Raw genomic sequence first — 19142 nt, forward strand, 5'->3', positions numbered from 1 at the left:
CATGAGTGTGCTGCTGCAAATATCCGATCCGCATTTCGGCACCGAACGCCCGCTCGTCGTGGCCGCGCTGCTGCGTCTGATCGATGCCTGCGCGCCCGATCTCGTGATCGTTTCCGGCGACATCACGCAGCGCGCGCGCCGTCAGCAGTTCGCCGCCGCGCGCGCTTTCTTCGACACGCTCGGCAGCACGCCGATGGTCGTCGTTCCCGGCAATCACGATATCCCGCTATTCGATCCGTTCGCGCGCTTGTTTTATCCGTACGCGAATCATCAGCGCGCGTTTGGTGCGGAGCTGGAGCCATCGTTCGAATCGAATGAATTGCTGGTGTTGGGCGTGAACACGACGCGGGCGTATCGGCATACGGATGGCGAAGTGTCGATGCAGCAGGTCAAGCGCGTGGCATCGCGGCTGGAGAAGGCGAAGACGGCGCAGTTGCGCGTGGTCATCACACATCAGCCGGTCGCGGTCACGCGCACGCAGGACGAAAAGAATCTCTTGCGCGGACGCGATGAAGCCGTGCGCGAATGGGCGCGCGCGGGCGCGGATCTGATCGTCGGCGGGCATATTCATCTGCCTTACGTGTTGCCGCTGCACGATAGCTTTGCCGGTTTGCCGCGCAAATTGTGGGCGGTGCAGGCGGGCACGGCACTGTCGCATCGGGTGCGCGGGACGATCGACAATTCGGTGAACGTGATTCGTTATTCGAGCGATACGGGCGCGCGCCGCACGACCGTCGAACGATGGGACTACGCCGAACGCAGCGAACGCTTCGAACAGATTGCGGTGCATGATCTGGCGCTCGACGGCACGGTGCAGAAGAGCGCCGTCACGTCCGCCGGATGACGAGTTCCGCGAAGCCCGTGGCGGCGTCGTGCTCGCGGGTGTAGCGTTCGCCGGGAATCGATGCGATCACGATTTCCGCCGTCGTCCGCACGATGCAGCCCGCCGTGACGTGGCCGCCGAATACGCGACCGTCTGCATCGGCGATGCTTATGTGCAGATGCGGACCGTTTGCCGATAACGAGCCCGCGAGCGTCAGGATTTCGAGGTCGCCGCGATGTTCAGTCGATGCGTCGCGGCCCGCGTAGCGCAGCATCGCCACCGAGAGCGAGCCGATGCCTTGCAGCACGAAAGCCGCACACGGGCCGGAACGGAACGCGTGATCGAGCGCGATGCGCAGGTCATCGCCGGGAGAAAGACGAACGGTGGTCGCGTGCATGTGTCGAAGGCTCACATGAAAGCGACCATGATGGCATGATCGAACGCACGTTAATAAGGGAGATGCCATGAGTTTCGAATTGACGATGCTCGCCTGGACCCTCGTCCTCGCGCTGGTGCAAGTCCTGTTGCCCGCGTTCGTGCGCAACCGCGAAGTCGGCCTCAAATATCAGATGGGACCGCGCGACAATGCCACCGCGCCGCCCACGCGCATCGCCGGGCGGCTGATGCGCGCGCAAAGCAACCTCTTCGAAACGCTACCGATTTTCGCGATCGCGGTGCTGATCGTCCATGTGACGGGCCGTGAGAACGCGCTCACCCATTACGGCGCGCTGGCGTATTTCGTCGCGCGGCTGTGCTATGTGCCGCTTTACGTGCTGGGCGTGCCGTTCGTGCGCTCGCTCGTGTGGCTGATTTCGATCGTGGGCATCGTGCAGATTCTTGTGCCAATTATCTAGGATTAGGGAGTACCGAATGACCGACCAGCCTTCCACCATCGAAGTCGAAACCGCGCCGAATCCGACGCACGCGATCATCCTCATGCACGGCCTCGGCGCGGATGCCAACGACTTCGTGCCGCTCGTCCCCGAACTGCGTCTCGCCGATGCGCCCGGCATCCGCTTCGTGTTCCCCAACGCACCCGAAATGGCCGTGACCGCCAACAACGGCTACGTGATGCGCGCGTGGTACGACATTTTGTCGTTCGAAGGCATCAACCGGCGCGTGGACGAATCGGGCATCGAGGCATCGTGCGCGCGGGTGCGCAAGCTGATCGCGGAGCAGAATGCGCGCGGCATTCCCACTGAGCGCATCTTTCTGGCGGGCTTTTCGCAGGGCGGCGCGATGACGTATAGCGCGGGTCTCACGCATCCGGACAAGCTGGCGGGATTGATCGTGCTGTCGGGCTATATCCCGGCGAAAGGTTTGATCGATGCATCGATCAGCGAAGCAAATCGCAGCACGCCCATTTTTGCCGCGCACGGCAGTTTCGACGATGTGCTGAAGGTGCAGCTAGGCGAAGAAGCGGCGGAATTCGCGCGCGAGCAGGGCAATCCGGTCGAATGGAACACCTATCCGATGCCGCATTCCGTGTGCATGGAAGAGGTCGAAGCGCTGCGTGCGTGGCTCGGCGCGCGCTTAACGTAAGGTCTTCGCGAACAGATCGAGCACCGCATCCGCATTCACGCCGATGCAGACATCGCACGATGGCCGCGTGTCCCATTCCGGCGCGGGCACGGGCATCGCAAGCGGCTTCTGAATGGTCAGCGCCGCCGCGATGCCCTCGGTCAGCACGCGCACCGGCCCCTGGCGCGTGGTGAAAAGTTCACGCGCCACGACGTAAGCCGCCGCCGAATAATCGTGCGCGTAGATGCCGTCCGTGACGCCTTCTTCTACATGAAAGCGCGCGTAGAAACGCGACACGTCCCACACGAAGCGGCCCGCATCGCCTGCTGAATCGCGCACATCGGCGAGAAAGGCGTTCGTCATGATTGTCACTTGCGTGACGTCGAGACCGACGATCGACACTTTCCACGGCGCGCTGAACACGATATCCGCCGCGTGCGGATCGCCGCGCATATTCGCCTCCGCCGCCGGCGATACATTGCCCAACACGCCGTTGATGCCGAACGCGCCGCCCATCACCACGACTTCGCGCACGAGCGACGCAATCTCCGGATCGTCGCGCAAGGCCAAGGCAAGATTGGTCAGCGGTCCGACCGCGAGCAGCGTCACTTCGCCGGGATGCGCCCGCACCGTATCGATGATGAAGCGATGCGCCGCGCGTCCATCTTCCTGCACGGTCACGTCGCCCGTGCGTTCGATATTGCCGAGCGCGTCATCGCCGTGAATATGCGGAATCGGCGCGGGCGGCGCGCTTTCAAGCGGAGCCGACGCGCCGCGCGCCACCGGCACGTCCGGCGCAAACCGCGATGCGAGATAACGCGCGTTCGTTGTGGTCGTATCGATATCCGCGTTGCCGAACACGCTCGTAATGCCAAGCAATTCGATCTGCGGATGCCGCGCCTGAAACACCAGCGCGATGGCGTCATCGATACCCGGATCGGTATCGTAAATAAGCTTGTGCAGCGTCATGCGGTAACTGCCTCGCATTCCGGCGCGATCAGCGCGAGCATGCCGCGCCGCAAATCCATCGGACTGACGGGTTTGCTGAGCACGTCCTGTTCGCACGCGAGCGGCACGATGCTCGCCGCTGGTTCGCCCGTCACCACGAGGCACGGGCACGCGCGCCCGAGTTTCGCGGCGCTGGCCATTGCGACTTCGCGCGCGGTCTTGGTGTCGCGCAGGCGGAAGTCGGTGATGATGAGATCGGGAAAACGCTCCACCGAGCCGAGAATCTCCTCGAACTCTTCGAAGGTCGCCGCCGAGTCGTACAGCACGCCCCATTGCGACAACAAGGCTTCCGTCGATGCCCGCACCAGCCCGTCGTCCTCGACCAGCAACACATAGCGCCCGCTGAGCTGCGCGGTTTCATCGGCTTCCGAACGAAGCGGCGCGCGTGTCGAAGGTTTGTCGGGCGTCGGTCCGCACAGCGGCATTTCAAGCGAGAAGCGCGAACCGCGCGTTTCCGTCGATTTCAGTTCGATACGGTGCTGATCCAGCATCGACACCACCGCATTGACGATCGACAGTCCGAGTCCCAATCCCTTGTCGCGATCCTGCTCGGGGTTATCGACCTGAAAGAAGGGCTGGAAGATGGCATCGAAATAATCGCCGGGAATGCCGATGCCGTTATCCAGCACGTCGATCCGCGCGCGCGTGGCCGAGCGCACCACACCGACGATCACGGTCGGCTTGGTGCCCTTGGTCTTGTCCGCATACTTGATGCCGTTTGACACCAGATTGGCGACCGCGCGGCCCAGCCAGTGCGAATCGCTGCGCACGCAGACGACTTCGTCCTTCGGCAAGCGCAGCCGCAATTCAACGCCACGGCTCATCGCGAACGGACGCAACTGCGCGGCGGCTTCTTCGACGATCTGCCGCACATCGAACACGTGATAGCGCGGCACCACGCGGCCCGACTCCAGCCGCGACAGATCGAGCACGGCATTCAGCAAGCGCGCCAGAATCACCGACGAGCGCCCGCAATCGTCGATCAGGCGTTCGGCTTCATCGAAATCGCCGTTGCGGATGGCTTCGGCTGCGGCTTGCAGGAACAGGTTGAGCGCGTGCATCGGCTGACGAAGATCGTGCGTCGCGGCGGCGAGGAAGTTGGATTTCTCGCGGCTCGCGGTCTGCGCGGCGATCATCTGCTGTTCGCGCAGCGCGAGCAGCGCGTTGGTCTTGTTTTCCTGATCCTTCTTTGACACCAGCAGTTCGCTGTTCTTTCTTTCCAGCGAGACATTCGCGCCCCGCAATTCCTGATTGAGCGATGCCAGCGCCCGCTCCGACACGAAGCGTTCACGCGACACGCGCTCGGCGTGCACGCAGACCCCGTGACCGACGACGATCACGTTGAACATATAGAACATGCCCGCGAAGAAGTCCTCGGTGTGCAGCAAATGCGCGCCGAGCTGCAACACGACGACGGATGCCATCGTCACGATCCCGGCAATCAGCACGATGCGCGCGCGCAGATAAAAGAAGCTGAACTGCACGAACAGCGCGAGACACAGGCCATTGAAATGCTGCGTGTAGTTATAGGGCGCGGGCGTAATGGCGAACAGCGCGAGAATCAGGCACAGCAAACCATAGACGCCGACCAGAATGATCCGCTGCGAAATCTTGTGCGTCCGAAACGATGGCCGCAGCACCATCAGCGCCAGAATGAGAAGCAGCACGATCCCGACGAAACGCAGCAGCAGAATCTGATCTAGCCGCACGTTGAGCGTCTTGTTGCCACGCGCGAAGCTCACGTCCCACCACAGGAAACACGTCCAGATCACCACCGCCAGCATGGTCGATGCACGGCGGAAAGCGCAGAAGCGCTCGCTGTGATCTTCGAGAAATTGCGATTCCAGCGCCGGGTCGGGAAATGCCTTGGGCATCGTCAGATTGCGCACGAGGCTGGCCACCGCTTCGCGTGCGGCGGCGGCGATCGGCCCTGAGGAGTGCGCGCTGGCGGCGCGTTGCGGTACGGCCATCGTCAAAACTCGCTTCTGGAATGCGGGATTAACTACTTTAGGCCACCTCGGTCATACCAATACGCCTTTTTCTAGACATCAGCCGTTAAAAGCGGAAAAAAGTGCAGTTTTTCGAGGAGGATGCGCGACGTTCGGCTTGCAGGGACACGCGAAATGCGAGTCACGCATTGTGCCGGGTGAATGGATGGGCGGAAAGGGTTTATAGCGCAGGAAGGGGACTTTCTTGATGACGCGTCGAACGGCGAGTGACTTTAATGACTTTAGAGTGAATTGCTTCGCTCGCCGTATCGAAGGACAGCCACGACAAATGAACGCCGATTGCTCAGCTTTTGGGTTTGGCCTTGGTGCTGCGCTTGGCGACCTGCATTTCCTTCGCGCCTGCGGCCTTCGCGGGCGATGCCTTCGGGCTAGCCGTTTTCTTGCGGCTCGACATTTCCATTTCAGCGGGATTGCTGGCCTGCGCTTTACGTGGGGATGGCATGGCGACCTCCAGATTGTCGTGTCAGGAGCGACACATTGATAACCATAGGATGCGCGCGCTTGCTATTCAAGACATGCGGTATGGATAAGTTGTGAGAGCGAAGTATTTCAGCCGATCAGCTTGAGGCCCGCAGGCAGCGCTTCACCAAAGACGCGTCCTTCGTCCGCACGATCCAGCGCGATGACCTCGCGCACCATCGCCACCCAGGCTTGCGCCGCGCCGATGCTTTCGAGCTTTTCGATCACGGCGATGCGGATGGCGTCGGGGAGATCGCGGGAGCGGTCGCCGGTCATGCGGGCGATCTGCACAGCGGCAAAAGCAGCCGGTTCGATCTTCTTCCAGTCGAGCGCGAGTATCGTTTCGAGCCACGCCGATGCAGTCTCCGCCGGCATTACGCCATGCGCGCTGCCATAAAACGGCTGGCGCGCGCCGATCCGCCCGACCGCCCACCAACTCTGCACGTTCTCCGATGGCTTCTTCAGCCGCGTTAGCGGCCATTCGCCGACTTCCACCTTACGCTCGACCGGCAACCGCTCCAGCGATGCCGCCAGCCGCACCATATCCTCATAGCCCGAACGTGCCGCGCCCGCCGCTTTTCGATAGCGGCTGGTGCCGGGTGGTTGAAGCACGAAGGCCATATCGTCGAGCAGGCGTAGTTGGGCGGCTTCGTCCAGACCGCCTGCCGCGCGACGCCACAGCGTCCACCATTCCGACCAGATCTGGCTTTCGTTCACGTACTGAATGCCCTGATCGAACAGCGTCCACAACTGCTCGACGCGCCACTCGTCCAGCGGATGCCCGAAGCCCGGCCGAATGCAGTAGCCCATCAGATTGAGCCAGCTTCGTTCGTGATCGGCGGAGCGCCGCCGCCGTTTCGCGCGGTCCAGCAGCGCGCCGAACAGTTCGCGCAGCAGCGCGATATCCCATGAATCGCGTGGGCCGAGCGTGTGTTCTAGTTGCTGGCGCAGGCGTTTGACTTCCTTCGGGCCGACATCGTGGGAACGTGCGCCGAAAGTCCGGTCGATGAGTTCGAGCGCTTTGGGCAGCGCCGGGTGGGTTTCCGGCGCACCGGTTTCCGTCGATGCCGCTTCCTGCCGCAACTGGAATTCGAGCAGCCAGCGTTTCGAAGGATCATCGACGGCGATGCAGTGCATTTCCAGCGTGCCGACTTCGGTCAGCGACGTCGTCAACTGCACCGCAATTTCACTCGGTTTCGACGATGCGTTTCCGCGCGGATCGACCACGGTCGCGATCGGCGGCAGGCGCACGAAATCGTTCGCCGACGCGCCGATATCCGCGAGTTCGCCCGGTTGGTACGCGGTATCCGCCGTGGTGGAGACGAGGTGAAAGCGCACCGGCGCGCCGAGCCGCAGCGCGAAAGTGCGGTCGGCGAGATGGATCGGCTGGGCTTCTTCGGTGCCGCGTGGCAGCAGGCAGACGCCATCTTTATCGTCGAGCATCAGGAAATAGCTGCGCGCCGAGCCGCCGCCGATCTTGGGCGCAGCGCCCGAACGAGCCAGCGCATACGCGACTGCGCCGCGCGCGACGGCCACATCGGGATTGCCGTTGGCGAGCACTTTTACCGGCTGCCCGCGCCAATCGCCCAAGGTTTCTGCGATACGTCGCGCCAGCGGTTCGGCACGGAACACGCCGCCGTTCAGCAGCAGCGTATCGGGAATCGCGGATTCATCTTCTTGGCCGAGCGCCGCGCGCGAAGGCGCAGCGTGCGCGCCGAGAAACGCCGCGACGTGCCGCGTGATGGCCGGATCGCTGGCATAAGGCAAACCGAACTCGACGATGCCGCCCCGCGTGCGCGCCGGCCGCTCGCCCGCCGACACCTTCGGAAAAAACCCTTCGACGATAATCCGCTCGATTTCCTCGCGCCGGACCTCGGTCGATCGCGCACCGCCGATCAGCTTCGCGCCCGCGCCGAGCAGGGTGATGGAGGTTGAGGCGGGCGCGTTGGCATCGAGCAATTGCTCTTTGGCGGCGCGGCTGCGTTCGACCAGTTGCGACAGCCTGCCCGCCGATAAGCGCTCACCTTCGGGCGCGAGCCGCCGCTCGACCAGATGCGCCAGCGCCAGGTCCATATTGTCGCCGCCGAGCATCAGATGGTTGCCGACGCCGATACGCGTCAGCACCGGCTCGCCGTTTTCCATCGCGACCTGAATCAGCGTGAGGTCGGTCGTGCCGCCACCGACATCGACGATCAGCACCAGACGCGTCTTCTGCAATTCGTCCGCGAGCGTGGCGCGGTGATGAAACAGCCAGTCGTAGAACGCGGCCTGCGGTTCTTCCAGCAGACGCAGCGTTTCGAGGCCGGCCATGCGTGCGGCTTCGAGCGTGAGCGCCCGCGCGCCTTCATCGAAGGAAGCGGGGACGGTGAGCACGACGTCTTGCTGGTCCAATGGCGCTTTCGGAAAGCGCTCGTTCCACGCCGCGTGAACGTGCGCCAGATAGCTCGCACTGGCGATCACCGGCGAAATCTTTTCGATATCGTCGCCCGCGCCCCACGGCAAAATGGCCGCGAGCCGATCGACGGCGGCATGCGACAACCAGCTTTTCGCACTCGATACCAGCCGCCCCGGCACCTGCGCGCCGAGCACCCGCGCAAATCTGCCGATGACCGCAGGCGCTTCCATCTCGCCCCACGGCAATTGCAGATCCTCGGATTTCAGTTCGCCCGGCGCGAAGTGATAGCGCAGCGAAGGCAGCAGCGGCAACGCCGCCACTTCGCCCGCGCCGACCAACTGATCCACATCGAACACGCGAATCTCATCCGATCCGGGTTCGGCATACGCGACCACCGTGTTGCTCGTCCCCAGATCGATACCGACGCGATACTTCGCGCCGGACGCGTGCTTCTTGCGTGTCGCCACTTACAGGCCCATGCCCTGATCTGCGCTGACACCACCGCGCACATCGAACTCGACTTTCCAGCGCTCGGACGTGCCGCGCGGAATGGCTTCGAGTTCCAGCGTGCCCGCTTCGGTCACACGCGCGTGCAGCTTGACCGGCACCACTTCGCCGGGTGTGCGGCCTTCAGACGGCAGCGAGGCTTCGATTGCTTCGAGTTCCTGCAATTCGTCCGGCTGCCAGTAATCGAGCATGGTGCCGACCGTATCCTGACGACGCACTGACGAGCCGAAGAAGCGGAAATGCACCGGTTCGCCGACCACCAGCCCGAATTCCTGCGCGGGCAATTCGGCATCCGTGCCTTCTTCCATGCCGAACGGCGCGACACACAACGCCGAAACCGGCGGCTCCAGCCCCGGCACCGCCGGCATCGCCGATTCAACCGCGACGTAGTACGCCCGCGCCGTGCCGCCGCGAATCCGCACGCCCTTGCCGTGACGCACGTAGCCGTAATAGGCCGCACCGCGCGCCACCGCGAGATCGAGATCCGCACCTTCGATCAGCCGCGCGGCGGGCGCGTTTTCAGCGCCGAGCCAGGCGTTGAGCGTGTTCATTACGCGCTCGACCAGCAGCGTCGATTTGAAGACGCCGCCGTTGAACAGCACGGCGGTGGGATGCAACAGCGTCGCGCCTTGCGGGTTTTCGCGCTGCAAGCCTTCGACTTCGGCAAGCGCGTTCACCTGACGGCCGAGGAACGCGGCCAGATGGCGCGTCACGGCGGCGTCTTGCGCGTACGGCAGACCAAGTTGCGTCAGACCGGCGCGTGCACGGCTGACCGGGCGCGCGTTTTGATCGACCTGAGGGAAGAAGCCGTCGAGCAGGATTTGCGTGAGTTCCGCACGCGTGAGTTCGGTGCGGATAGAACCGCCGATCAGCTTCGATCCGCGACTCGGCACGACGAGCGGCACGGTTTCGACGGTTGGATCGGAGAGCAGGGTTTCCTTCGCCGAACGACACGCGTAGGTGAGTGCGCGCAGTTGCCACGGATCGGCCTGCGTGCCGGACGCCGCCAGCTTGCGCGCGACGATATGCGCCAGCGCGAGATCCATATTGTCGCCGCCGAGCAGAATGTGCTCGCCCACCGCCACGCGATGCAGTTCCAGATTGCCTTCGCGCTCCACCACGGCGATCAGCGATAGGTCGGTCGTGCCGCCGCCGACATCGACGACGAGAATCACGTCGCCGACCTGCACCTGCTTGCGCCACGCGCCGTTGCTCTTCTGAATCCAGCTATACAGCGCGGCCTGCGGTTCTTCCAGCAGCGTCATGCGCGTGTAACCGGCGGTCGCGGCGGCCTCGGCGGTGAGTTCGCGGGCGGCGGGATCGAAGGAGGCGGGAATCGTCACAGTGACGTCCTGCTGATCGAAAGGCGCGTCGGGATGCGCCTGATTCCACGCTTCACGCATATGCGTCAGATAGCGCACCGAGGTTTCCAGCGGCGAGACGCGCTGGACTTCTTCGGGGGCATCGGCGGGAAGAATGGCGGCGCGGCGATCCACGCCCGGATGGCACAGCCAGCTTTTCGCGCTCGACACGAGGCGAATGGGCGTGCCCGCGCCGCGACTGCGCGCAAGTTCCCCGACGATAAAGGTGCGCTCAGCCGTCCACGGCAACGTGAGATCGCCCGGCGCGAGTTCGTTTTCGTGCGGCAGATAAAGAAACGATGGCAGCAGTTCGCGCTCTTCGGCGGCACCCGGCGCGGTCAGTTGCGCGATGGGCAGCACGCCTTGCACGGTCTTTTCGCCATCGCTGGCGCTCATATCGACGTACGAGAGCGCGCAGTGCGTGGTGCCGAGATCGACGCCGATCGAATAACGTGCGGTGGTATCGCTCACAGTTCCACCTCCGCAGGCGCGACGATGCTCGCATCATGCGAAGGCGCGAGCTTCGGCAGACGCGCCTCTTCCACCTTCCAGCCGCGATGGCTGATGGTGCCCGTAAACGGCGGCTTGCCGACCACATTGCCGGTCAGACGCACCGCGCCCGCATCGAAACCTTCCTGAAGCGTAAGACGGCTGCCTTCGGCTTCGCGGCGCACCGGCTGAATGGTGAAATGCTCGCGCAGCACCGCGCGGCAGCCGTCGTGCACCAGACGCGCGGCCGCGCCGATATCGGCGTCGTTGTAATTGGCGATGTCTTCTTCGACGAAATCGATGAAACGCGCGTCGCGCTGAAGCAGGCCGAGAAGCTGAAGCGCGGCGGTCGGGCTGGCTTCTTTCAAAGGCGATGGCGCGGGCGTCGCCACGGGCGCGGCGGCAGGCTTCGGCGCTTCAGGCGCCACGGGCGCTTTCTTTAGCCGCGCGACGCGTCCGGCGAAGGCGGCGTTGCCCAGGCAGCCGAAAAAGGCGCCAAAGGCAATGGAAATCCTGCCGAAAAAGGACGGATTCATATCGGTCATGTCATGCTCCTGTTGGCCGCGCGGGATGACCATCCTCGGGCGGCGCGGGTGGCCGGTGTGGGTGCCGTGTCGGCTGGGCGATGCGGTGTTGTCGGACGATTGCGGCGCGTTTATCTGCCGTTGCGCGCATCGCCGGATACACCGTATCCCGATATTGTCCATGATGTTGCGCGCCGAGCCGAAAAACGGCGCTCAGCGGCAATCGACGGCGGGCGTCATTCTCTCGATTCAGCGCGCGAAGTCAAGGCAGACAGCGGTTTGAACGCGAGAGGAAACTCTAGCGCGGCAAGCGCGGCGGGGAAACCTGGCCGAATGGCATAGGCAAAAAGGACGGAATGCTCACGCAGCCCGTGCAGCAAGCGCATTAGATGCAAACGCCGCCGCCTCACCAATCGCCCCGCCAATCAGAATGACCGCAGGACTGCCGAGACCAGCGGCGCGCGCATCGTCGGCGATATGGGCGAGCGTGGACACCACAGGTTTTTCGTTCGATGACCCCGCGTGCTGGACGACCGCTGCGGGCGTCGTCGCGGGCAGCGTCTGCATCAACGATTCGGTGATGTTGGCGATTCGGCTCATGCCCATATAAATCGCAAGCGTGGTGCCGGTGGCCGCGAGCGCGTTCCAGTCCGGCTCGCCATGATCCTGCTTGTGCGCGGTGACGAAGGTCACGCCCTGACAGTGATCGCGATGCGTGAGCGAAATGCCGAGTCCCGCCGCCGCCGCGAATCCCGACGACACGCCATTGACGATATCGACCGCAATGCCCGCGTTGCGCAGCGCGCTGATCTCTTCGCCCGCGCGTCCGAACAACAGCGCATCGCCGCCTTTGGCGCGGACCACACGCAGGCCGCGTCGTGCATAACGGATCATCAATCGTTCGATGAACGCCTGCGGTGTAGACCGGCATCCGCCGCGTTTTCCCACGCGAATCACGCGCGCGGCCGGGGCGAGCGTGGCGATATCGGCGTTGGCGAGATCATCGACGAGCAGGATATCGGCGGCGGCGAGCGCTTTGGCTGCGCGCAGCGTGAGCAGGTCGAGATCGCCGGGGCCGGCGCTGAGCAGTGTGACTTTGCCAACTGTGTTCATCGTCGGGTCCTCGGGTTGATGGTTGCGCGGCAAATAAAAAAGCGTCCGCTCGTGTCGATACACGAGGGGACGCCTTTGTCCTTTGCGCTTTCATTTGCAGTGTTGGTTGCCATCGACGCCATTGCCGCTGACGTCGATATCAATGCAAGTTGCGGGCCATTGTTTCGTGGCGCACGCGTGCTTCGCTTTAACCGCTTATCCATGCTGCTTCCGAGCCCATCAAGCGAGCTAACCAGACCGTACACACGCGTGCACGGCAAGCACGTCATCAGTGCTGCGCCGCACCAGCGCTGTGCTGCTCTGCATCGCAACGCGGCATGAAGCGCATGCGCAAGCACGGTGCACGCATCCTGCAAAGCCATACGCAGCAAGCCTTCCCAGCCGATACCACGCGCATGGCATAGGGCTTGCCTTATAGCTTCGCATCGGATCAACGGCGATCCGTCCTTAACTGAATACAGCGCCCGGCTACGTTCGAGACTTGCGGGCAATCGGACAATGGCGTCCCCCGCATCGGCTCGAAGGCTGCTGCGCGGGACGCCTTTTTTATTTGGCGGAACGTAATGATTAAAGCGATTAAAGCGACGCGAATCGATCTCTTCAGCATGCGTACCGCGCCCATGCGCGCGTTCCATCTCACGTGGATGGCGTTCTTCGTGTGCTTCTTCGCGTGGTTCGCCTGCGCGCCGCTGATGCCGCTTATCAAGCGCGAATACGGACTCACGGCCGATCAGGTTGCCAACATCAATATCGCGGCGGTTGCCGTGACCATTCTCGTGCGTCTTGTCGTCGGTCCGATGTGCGACCGATTCGGACCCCGAAAGGTCTATAGCGCGCTACTGCTCGCAGGCGCGGTGCCGGTGATCGGTGCGGCGCTTTCCACGGGCTATGAGAGCTTCCTGTGGTGCCGTCTTGCGATCGGTGCGATCGGCGCGAGTTTCGTTATTACGCAGTACCACACATCGGTGATGTTCGCGCCGAACGTGGTCGGCACCGCGAACGCGACGACCGCAGGCTGGGGCAATGCCGGCGCGGGCGCGGCACAGGCGCTCGTTCCGTTGCTCGTGGCAGCGGCGATTGCGATCGGCTTTGGTGAGTCGTCGGCGTGGCGCGTGGCGCTGATCGTGCCGGGCATCGTCATGCCGGTGATGGCGTTCTTCTACTGGCGCTATACGCAGGACTGCCCGCAAGGCGATTTCACGACGCTGCGTCGCGCAGGCATCGCCATCGATGGCGGCAAGAAGGGTGGCTGGCAGAGCTTTCTCACCGCGTGTTCGAACTATCGTGTGTGGATGTTGTTCGTGACGTACGGCGCGTGCTTCGGCGTGGAAGTGTTCATTCACAACATGGCCGCCGTGTATTACGTCGATCACTTCAAGCTTTCGCTCGGTGAAGCAGGACTCGCAGCAGGCAGCTTCGGTTTGCTCGCACTGTTCGCACGCGCACTCGGCGGCTGGCTCTCGGATAAAGCCGCTGCAAAGAAAGGCCTCGATATCCGTTCGACGCTGCTGTTCGCGCTGATCGCGGGCGAAGGCATCGGACTGTATGCGTTCGCGCATGCACCGGGCGTGGGCTTTGCCATCGTGTCGATGCTCACCTTTGGTCTCTTCACGCATATGGCGTGCGGCGCGACGTATGCGCTGGTGCCCTTCATCGATCGCAAAGCGCTCGGCGGCGTGGCGGGCGTGATCGGCGCGGGCGGCAATGTCGGCGCAGTCGCAGCGGGCTTTCTGATGAAAGGCCTCGGCGATGCGCAAGCCACCTTGTCGATGCTTGGCGTAGTCGTCGCGGGCACCGCGTTGTGCGCGCTCGCCGTGCGCTTCTCACCCGAACACAAAGCGCGCGAAGCCGCGTTGCGCGAAAGCGCGCTGGCCGTGAACAACGGCGTCGCCAACTAAGCAAACGAGCATAGATAAGGTCCCCGTCATGAAAATCGTCGTCATCGGCCACGGCATGGTCGGCCACAAGTTTCTCGAATCGCTTGCGGAAAGCCCGCTGCATTCGTTCAACGTCACCGTGCTCTGCGAAGAACCGCGTGCTGCCTATGATCGCGTGCATCTCACGGAGTATTTCTCCGGCAAGTCCGCCGAGGATCTGTCGATGGTCGAAGGCGGCTTCTTCGAACGTTCGGGCTACGCGCTGAAGCTGAACGCACGCGCCGTGTCGATCGATCGCGAAGCGCATACCGTGACCGCTTCGACCGGCGATGTGCTTGCGTACGACAAGCTGATTCTCGCGACGGGTTCGTATCCTTTCGTGCCGCCAGTCGAAGGACGTGAGCGCGATGGATGCTTCGTATATCGAACGATTGAAGATCTCGAAGCGATGCAGACCTTCGGCGCGCATTCGAAAGTAGGAACGGTCGTGGGCGGCGGTCTGCTCGGCCTCGAAGCCGCCAAAGCGCTGCGTGATCTCGGACTCGAAACTCATGTGGTCGAATTCGCGCCGCGTCTGATGGCGGTGCAAGTGGACGAAGGCGGTGGCCGCATGTTGCGCGGTAAGATCGAAGAACTCGGCGTGACCGTGCATACGGGCAAGAATACGCAGGCGATTGTCGCGGGCGAGCGCACCGCTAATCGCATGAATTTCGCCGACGATACGCATCTCGATACCGACATGATCGTGTTTTCCGCAGGCATTCGCCCGCGTGACGATATCGCGCGGGCGGCGGGACTGGAGATCGGCGCGCGCGGCGGTATCGTGATCGACGATGCCTGCCGCACCAGTGATGCCGATATCTTCGCCATCGGCGAATGCGCGCTGTGGAAGGGGCAGGTGTTCGGGCTGGTTGCGCCGGGTTACGACATGGCGCGCATCGTCGCGAAGCAGATCATCGGCGAAGAGGCCGCGTTCGCGGGCGCGGACATGAGCACCAAGCTCAAGCTGATGGGCGTGGACGTCGCGAGTATCGGCGATGCGCACGGCAAGACGCCGGGCAGCCGCACGTATCAATACAGCGACGAACGCAAACAGGTCTATAAAAAGCTGGTCGTTTCCGATTGCGGCAAGTTCCTCCTCGGCGGCGTGATGGTCGGAGATGCTTCGGAGTACGGCACGCTTTTGCAGATGATGCTGAACCGAATCGAATTGCCCGAAGCGCCCGAATTCCTGATTCTTCCATCAAGCGATGGCAAAGCCAAACCCGCGCTCGGCGTTGAAGCCTTACCCGATGGCGCGCAAATCTGCTCATGCAACAACGTAAGCAAAGCGGAAATCTGCGCGGCGGTATGCGCGGGCGCGACCAGTATCGGCGCAATCAAGACGTCGTGCAAAGCGGGTGCGACGTGCGGCGGATGCGTGCCGCTCGTTACGCAAGTGATGAAGTCGGAGATGAAGCGTCAGGGTCTCGCGGTCAACAATCACATCTGCGAGCACTTCGCCTATTCGCGTCAGGAGCTTTATCACATTGCGCGTGTGGAAGGGCATCGCACGTTTGGCTCGCTGCTTGCCAAGCATGGCAAAGGTCGCGGATGTGATATCTGCAAGCCGGTGGTCGCGAGCATTCTCGCTTCGTGCTGGAACGAGTTCGTGCTGAAGACCGAACATGCAAGCCTTCAGGACTCCAACGATTATTACCTCGCCAACATTCAGCGCGATGGCACGTATTCGGTGGTGCCGCGCATGGCAGGCGGCGAAGTCACGCCGGATGGTTTGATCGCGGTCGGCATGGTCGCCAAGAAATACGGCCTCTATACGAAGATCACCGGCGGGCAACGTGTCGATATGTTCGGCGCGCGCGTCGAGCAATTGCCGTTCATCTGGGAAGAACTCATTGCAGCGGGCTTTGAGTCGGGACATGCATATGGCAAGGCGCTGCGCACGGTGAAGTCGTGTGTCGGTTCGACGTGGTGCCGTTACGGTGTCGGCGATTCCGTGGGCCTCGCTATCGAACTGGAAAACCGCTACAAGGGCTTGCGCGCGCCGCACAAGATCAAGTTCGGCGTATCGGGCTGCACGCGCGAATGTGCCGAAGCGCAAGGCAAAGACGTCGGCGTAATCGCAACGGAAAAGGGCTGGAATTTATATGTCTGCGGCAACGGCGGCATGAAGCCTCGTCATGCCGAACTCATCGCCAGCGATCTCGATCACGATACGTTGATCCGCTACATCGACCGTTTCCTGATGTTCTACGTGCGTACGGCGGACCGTCTGCAACGAACGAGCGTCTGGCGCGACAACCTCGAAGGCGGTCTGGATTATCTGATCGACGTGGTCATCAATGACAAGCTGGACATCGCCGCTGAACTCGAAACGGAAATGCAGCACGTAGTCGATACCTACGAAGACGAATGGAAGAAAGCCGTTACCGATCCGCAAACGCGCAAGCGCTTCCGCCACTTCGTCAACAGCGACGAAGGCGATGCGCATGTGACCTTTGTTGAAGAGCGTGGACAGATTCGTCCGGCTACACCGGATGAGCGCAAGACGAAGCTGAACGATATCCCTGTCGTTGTCGAAACCGTTTGATTCAAGGAGCGTAATGACATGAACAATCGTATCGAAGAGAACTGGACGGCGGTGTGTGAGCTTGACGATATCGTGCCGGACACGGGCGTGTGCGCGCTGATCAAAGGCGCGCAAGTCGCCGTGTTTCACGTACCGGGCGATGCCGAAACCGTCTATGCCATCGATAATTTCGATCCGCATTCGCAGGCCGCGGTGTTGTCGCGTGGGATCGTGGGAAGCATCGGAGAACGAATCGTCGTTGCATCGCCAATCTACAAGCAGCACTTCGATCTGCGCACCGGCGAATGCGTGGAAGCGCCGGAACAGTCGGTGAATGCGTATCGCGTGAAGGTGGCGGGGGGCAAGGTGTGGATCGCCGCATGAAGACGGAATATGCGGTTGCGGCGGTTGCATCGCTCGATGAAAGCGTGAAGCGTCAGCGTCTCGTCGTGATTGGAAACGGCATGGCGGGCATGCGCACAGTCGAAGAATTGCTCAAGATTGCGCCCGAACTTTACGACATTACCGTGTTCGGCGCGGAGCCGCATCTCAACTACAACCGCATTATGTTGTCGCCGGTGCTGGCCGGCGAAAAGCGTATCGACGACATTATTCTCAATACGCGCGAATGGTATGACGCGAACGGCATTACGCTGCATGCAGGCGATGCAGTGGTCGGGATCGATCGGGCGCGGCGTATTGTGCGTTCGGAGAAGGGCGTCGAAGCGCATTATGACCGGCTGTTGATCGCGACGGGTTCGAAGCCGTTCATCATTCCCGTGCCGGGGTGCGATCTGCCTGGCGTGATCGCGTTCAGAGATATTCAGGATGTCGAAAAGATGCTCGATGCGGCGCGCGATCATCGACATGCGGTGGTGATCGGCGGCGGTTTGCTTGGGCTGGAAGCGGCGAATGGTTTGCAGCGTCAGGGTATGTCGGTGACGGTCGTGCATTCGAGCGAAAGTCTGATGGATCGTCAGCTCGATAAAAGCGCATCGACGCTGCTCAAGCGTGCGCTCGAAGCGAAGGGTCTGCGCTTCGCGATGGCCGCGAAGACCACGGAGATCATTGGTGAAGATCGCGTAAAAGCCGTGCGTTTCGCGGATGGCAAGCAGATCGATGCGGACCTCGTTGTGATGACGGCGGGCGTGCGTCCGAACATCGCGTTGGCGCAAGAGGCAGGTCTGCATTGCGAACGCGCCATCATCGTTGACGATACCTTGCAGACTTTCGATCCACGCGTGTATGCAGTCGGCGAATGCGTGCAGCATCGTTCGGCCACGTTTGGTCTCGTTGCGCCAATCTGGGATCAGGCGCGCGTGGCGGGCGCGCATCTCTCGGGCGCGGGGCATCGGCGATATGTGCAGCGCGCGACCGCGACGAAGTTGAAAGTGACCGGTCTCGACCTGTATTCTGCGGGCGACTTTATCGGCGGTGACGATACGGAAGACCTCGTGCTGCGCGATCCGCGTCGCGGCATTTATAAGCGGCTCGTGTTGCAGGGCGGACGCATTATCGGCGCGGTGCTGTATGGCGATGTGAAAGACGGCGGCTGGTACTTCGATCTGATTCAAAGCCGCACCGATGTATCGCATCTGCGAAACCGCTTGTTGTTCGGCAAGACGCTGTGCGAAAGCGAGACTTCCAATTGAATATCCCCATCGTTCCAGTTTCGGCTCTGGCTTCCGTCAAGACAACGTGCCCTTATTGCGGCGTCGGCTGTGGTGTCAACGCGACGCCGAAAAGCGCAACCGAAGTTTCGATTGCAGGCGATGAATCGCATCCATCGAACTTTGGCCGTCTGTGCGTGAAAGGCTCCGCTTTGGGCGATACAGTAGGACTCGAAGGCCGTCTGCTTTCGCCAAAACTGCGCGATGCGAAAACTGGTTCGATATCCGAAGTATCGTGGAGTGATGCGATAGGAACGGTAGCAAGCGGGTTTTCTCGCATCATCGCGGAACACGGGGCGGACGCGGTGGCGTTCTATGTCTCGGGACAATTGCTCACCGAAGACTACTACGTCGCTAACAAACTGATGAAGGGCTATATCGGCAGCGCGAATATCGATACGAATTCGCGGCTGTGCATGTCGTCTTCGGTCGCAGGACACAAACGCGCGTTCGGCGAAGACCTCGTGCCGACGAATTACGAAGATCTGGAACTGGCCGATCTCGTCGTGCTGGTTGGATCGAACACGGCGTGGTGCCATCCGATTCTGTTTCAGCGCATTGTGAAGATGAAGGAAAAGCGGCCGGATGTGAAGATCGTCGTAATCGATCCGCGCTATACCGCAACATGCGAAATGGCCGATTTGCATTTGCCTCTGAAGCCCGGCAGCGACGTGCGCTTGTTCAATGGCTTGCTTTCTTTTCTCGCCGAACACGGCGCAACCGACGCGGCTTTCATCGATCAACACACCAACGGTTTCGATGCAGCATTGAGCGCGGCCGGTCCTTCGAATCTTGCGCAGACTGCCAAAGACTGCAA

Annotated in this window: 16 protein-coding genes; 8 read left to right on the plus strand and 8 right to left on the minus strand. The window is 62.1% G+C overall.

Annotation, left to right across the window (positions count from 1 at the left end; genetic code table 11):
* The first annotated feature begins 1 nt into the window (after window position 1).
* Window positions 2-844 carry a metallophosphoesterase gene (locus tag P7F28_RS13975; protein ID WP_277185105.1) on the plus strand — a complete coding sequence of 281 codons (843 nt, stop codon included), beginning with the start codon at window positions 2-4 and terminating at the stop codon, window positions 842-844.
* Here the strand turns inward: P7F28_RS13975 and P7F28_RS13980 are convergent.
* Entirely contained in the window at window positions 828-1220 is a 393-nt protein-coding gene (locus tag P7F28_RS13980; RefSeq protein ID WP_277185106.1) for a PPC domain-containing DNA-binding protein, read from the minus strand. The genes P7F28_RS13975 and P7F28_RS13980 overlap by 17 nt on opposite strands.
* A 67-nt stretch (window positions 1221-1287) precedes the next feature.
* On the opposite strand from P7F28_RS13980, the gene P7F28_RS13985 reads away from it, so the two are divergent.
* Together P7F28_RS13985 and P7F28_RS13990 are read left to right on the plus strand one after the other, a co-directional pair.
* Window positions 1288-1677 carry an MAPEG family protein gene (locus P7F28_RS13985; RefSeq protein ID WP_277185107.1) on the plus strand — a complete coding sequence of 130 codons (390 nt, stop codon included), beginning with the start codon at window positions 1288-1290 and terminating at the stop codon, window positions 1675-1677.
* A 16-nt stretch (window positions 1678-1693) separates the two neighbouring features.
* Entirely contained in the window at window positions 1694-2365 is a 672-nt protein-coding gene (locus P7F28_RS13990) for an alpha/beta hydrolase (protein WP_277185108.1), read from the plus strand.
* On the opposite strand, the gene P7F28_RS13995 is transcribed toward P7F28_RS13990, so the two are convergent.
* The 7 genes from P7F28_RS13995 to cobA all read right to left on the minus strand — a co-directional run bounded on the left by P7F28_RS13995 (window position 2357) and on the right by cobA (window position 12209).
* Window positions 2357-3313 carry a nucleoside hydrolase gene (locus P7F28_RS13995; RefSeq protein ID WP_277185109.1) on the minus strand — a complete coding sequence of 319 codons (957 nt, stop codon included), beginning with the start codon at window positions 3311-3313 and terminating at the stop codon, window positions 2357-2359. The genes P7F28_RS13990 and P7F28_RS13995 overlap by 9 nt on opposite strands.
* Entirely contained in the window at window positions 3310-5322 is a 2013-nt protein-coding gene (locus P7F28_RS14000) for a hybrid sensor histidine kinase/response regulator (RefSeq protein ID WP_277185110.1), read from the minus strand. Before P7F28_RS14000 ends, P7F28_RS13995 begins: the two co-directional genes overlap by 4 nt.
* A gap of 322 nt (window positions 5323-5644) precedes the next feature.
* Complete coding sequence (locus P7F28_RS14005) at window positions 5645-5803, minus strand: hypothetical protein (RefSeq protein WP_277185111.1); 159 nt, start codon at window positions 5801-5803, stop codon at window positions 5645-5647.
* 107 nt (window positions 5804-5910) lie between these two features.
* Entirely contained in the window at window positions 5911-8682 is a 2772-nt protein-coding gene (locus tag P7F28_RS14010; RefSeq protein WP_277185112.1) for a hsp70 family protein, read from the minus strand.
* Window positions 8683-10554: an Hsp70 family protein gene (locus tag P7F28_RS14015; protein ID WP_277185113.1), complete on the minus strand. Its 1872-nt coding sequence runs from the start codon at window positions 10552-10554 to the stop codon at window positions 8683-8685.
* On the minus strand, window positions 10551-11117 hold the full coding sequence (locus P7F28_RS14020) for a DUF2760 domain-containing protein (RefSeq protein WP_277185114.1): 567 nt from the start codon (window positions 11115-11117) through the stop codon (window positions 10551-10553). The genes P7F28_RS14015 and P7F28_RS14020 overlap by 4 nt, the downstream gene beginning before the upstream one ends.
* A gap of 339 nt (window positions 11118-11456) precedes the next feature.
* Window positions 11457-12209: a uroporphyrinogen-III C-methyltransferase gene (cobA, locus tag P7F28_RS14025; protein WP_277185115.1), complete on the minus strand. Its 753-nt coding sequence runs from the start codon at window positions 12207-12209 to the stop codon at window positions 11457-11459.
* Window positions 12210-12772: 563 nt separating this feature from the next.
* Here cobA and P7F28_RS14030 point away from each other — a divergent pair.
* The 5 genes from P7F28_RS14030 to P7F28_RS14050 form a co-directional block, all read left to right on the plus strand.
* On the plus strand, window positions 12773-14107 hold the full coding sequence (locus P7F28_RS14030) for an MFS transporter (RefSeq protein WP_277185116.1): 1335 nt from the start codon (window positions 12773-12775) through the stop codon (window positions 14105-14107).
* 28 nt (window positions 14108-14135) lie between these two features.
* Window positions 14136-16676: a nitrite reductase large subunit NirB gene (gene nirB, locus P7F28_RS14035; RefSeq protein ID WP_277185117.1), complete on the plus strand. Its 2541-nt coding sequence runs from the start codon at window positions 14136-14138 to the stop codon at window positions 16674-16676.
* An 18-nt stretch (window positions 16677-16694) separates the two neighbouring features.
* Window positions 16695-17039 (plus strand): nitrite reductase small subunit NirD, encoded by a 345-nt coding sequence (gene nirD / locus P7F28_RS14040; protein WP_277185118.1) that lies wholly within the window; start codon window positions 16695-16697, stop codon window positions 17037-17039.
* The gene (locus tag P7F28_RS14045) at window positions 17036-18307 is read left to right on the plus strand and encodes an NAD(P)/FAD-dependent oxidoreductase (RefSeq protein ID WP_277185119.1); all 1272 of its coding nucleotides are present in this window, start codon (window positions 17036-17038) and stop codon (window positions 18305-18307) included. The genes nirD and P7F28_RS14045 overlap by 4 nt, the downstream gene beginning before the upstream one ends.
* The coding region (locus P7F28_RS14050; RefSeq protein WP_370467315.1) for a molybdopterin-dependent oxidoreductase at window positions 18304-19142 on the plus strand (839 nt) is incomplete at its 3' end. The genes P7F28_RS14045 and P7F28_RS14050, both read left to right, overlap by 4 nt.

Origin of the sequence: Caballeronia sp. BR00000012568055 (genome assembly GCF_029439455.1) — a bacterium.
Taxonomy (GTDB): Bacteria; Pseudomonadota; Gammaproteobacteria; order Burkholderiales; family Burkholderiaceae; genus Caballeronia.